Raw genomic sequence first — 1,313 nt, 5'->3', positions numbered from 1 at the left:
GCTGCTGCGGGTCCATGGCGAGCGCCTCGCGCGGCGAAATGCCGAAGAACGCGGGGTCGAATTCGGCGGCGCCGTCGAGGAATCCGCCGCCGCTGTTGTAGAAGGTGCCCTTGCGGTCGGGGTCCGGATCGGCCAGCCCCTCGATGTCCCAGCCGCGGTCGGCGGGGAATCCGGAAATGGCGTCACCGCCCTCCGCGACCAATTGCCACAGATCCTCGGGCGAACCGACACCACCGGGGAACCGGCAGCTCATCGCGGTGATCGCGATCGGTTCCTGCGCGTCCGCCTCCACCTCGGTCAGGCGGCGACGGGCCCGGCGCAGCTCAGTGGTCATCCACTTCAGATTGTCGAGAAGCTTCTCTTCGTTCGCGCTAGCCACGGAAACGTCACCTCCTGAGGTCAGTTGAATTGAGGGCGGTCATCACGTCAGGACCTTCCGAATTCATTGTTGATGATGTCGAAGATGTCTTCGGCGGAGGCGGCGTCGAGGGCGAGTTCATCGTCCTCGCCGCCGTCGGCGCCCGCCGCGCTCTCGGTCTCGTTCCATGTCCGCAGCAGCGCTTCGAGGCGGGCCGTGACCCGTTCGCGTTCCGTCGCGTCGTCGGAGACGTGGGAAAGGGTGAATTCCAGCTTGTCGATTTCGGCGAGGGCCGGGAGTTCGGGTGTGGTGTCCTCGCCGAGGAGGTCGGCACGGAGCACATCGGCGAGCGCGCCGGGCGTCGGGTGGTCGAAGACCAGGGTGGCGGTGAGCTGGAGCCCGGTGGCCACATTCAGCCGGTTGCGGAGTTCGACGGCGGTGAGGGAGTCGAAGCCCAGCTCCTTGAAGGCCCGGCCCGCCTGGACGGCCGTGGTGTCGTCGTGTCCGAGGACGGCGGCGACCTCCGTACGGACGAGGTCGAGCAGGACCTTGTCGGCCTCGGACCCGGTGAGCCCGGTGAGCCGCCGCCGCAGGGACTCCGCCGATGTGTCGCCCGTGCCGCCGTCCGCGCCCTCCACCGGGTCCGGTGCCAGGGCGGCGCGGACCTCGGGCAGATCGGCGATGAGCGGGCGGGGGCGGGCGGCGGTGAAGGTGGGGGCGAAGCGGTCCCAGTCGACATCGGCCACCGTCACCACGGTCTCGTTCCGGTCCAGCGCCTGCTGGAGGGCGGCGATGGCGGAGTGCGGGGCCATCACCGGCAGGCCGCGGCGGCGCAGTTGCTCGGCCGCCTCGTCGTCGGCGACGAGACCGCCGTCCGCCCACGGGCCCCAGGCCACGGAGGTGGCGGTCAGGCCACGGGCCCGGCGCTGTTCGGCCAGCGCGTCGAGGAAGGCGT

At 70.6% G+C, this 1,313-nt stretch carries 2 protein-coding genes; both read right to left on the bottom strand.

Annotated features, from left to right (window positions below):
* On the bottom strand, window positions 1-379 hold a 379-nt coding region (locus tag KN815_RS31875), incomplete at its 3' end, for a beta-ketoacyl synthase N-terminal-like domain-containing protein (RefSeq protein WP_216345334.1).
* Between the two features lie 47 nt (window positions 380-426).
* Window positions 427-1,313: phosphopantetheine-binding protein (locus KN815_RS31870; RefSeq protein ID WP_216345333.1), on the bottom strand; the 887-nt coding region annotated here is incomplete at its 5' end.

The sequence above is a fragment of the Streptomyces niphimycinicus genome (assembly GCF_018883605.1).
GTDB classification, from domain to species: Bacteria; Actinomycetota; Actinomycetes; order Streptomycetales; family Streptomycetaceae; genus Streptomyces; species Streptomyces niphimycinicus.
Note: the sequence above shows the minus strand (reverse complement) of the source record. Positions and strands in the feature narration are given on the sequence as shown.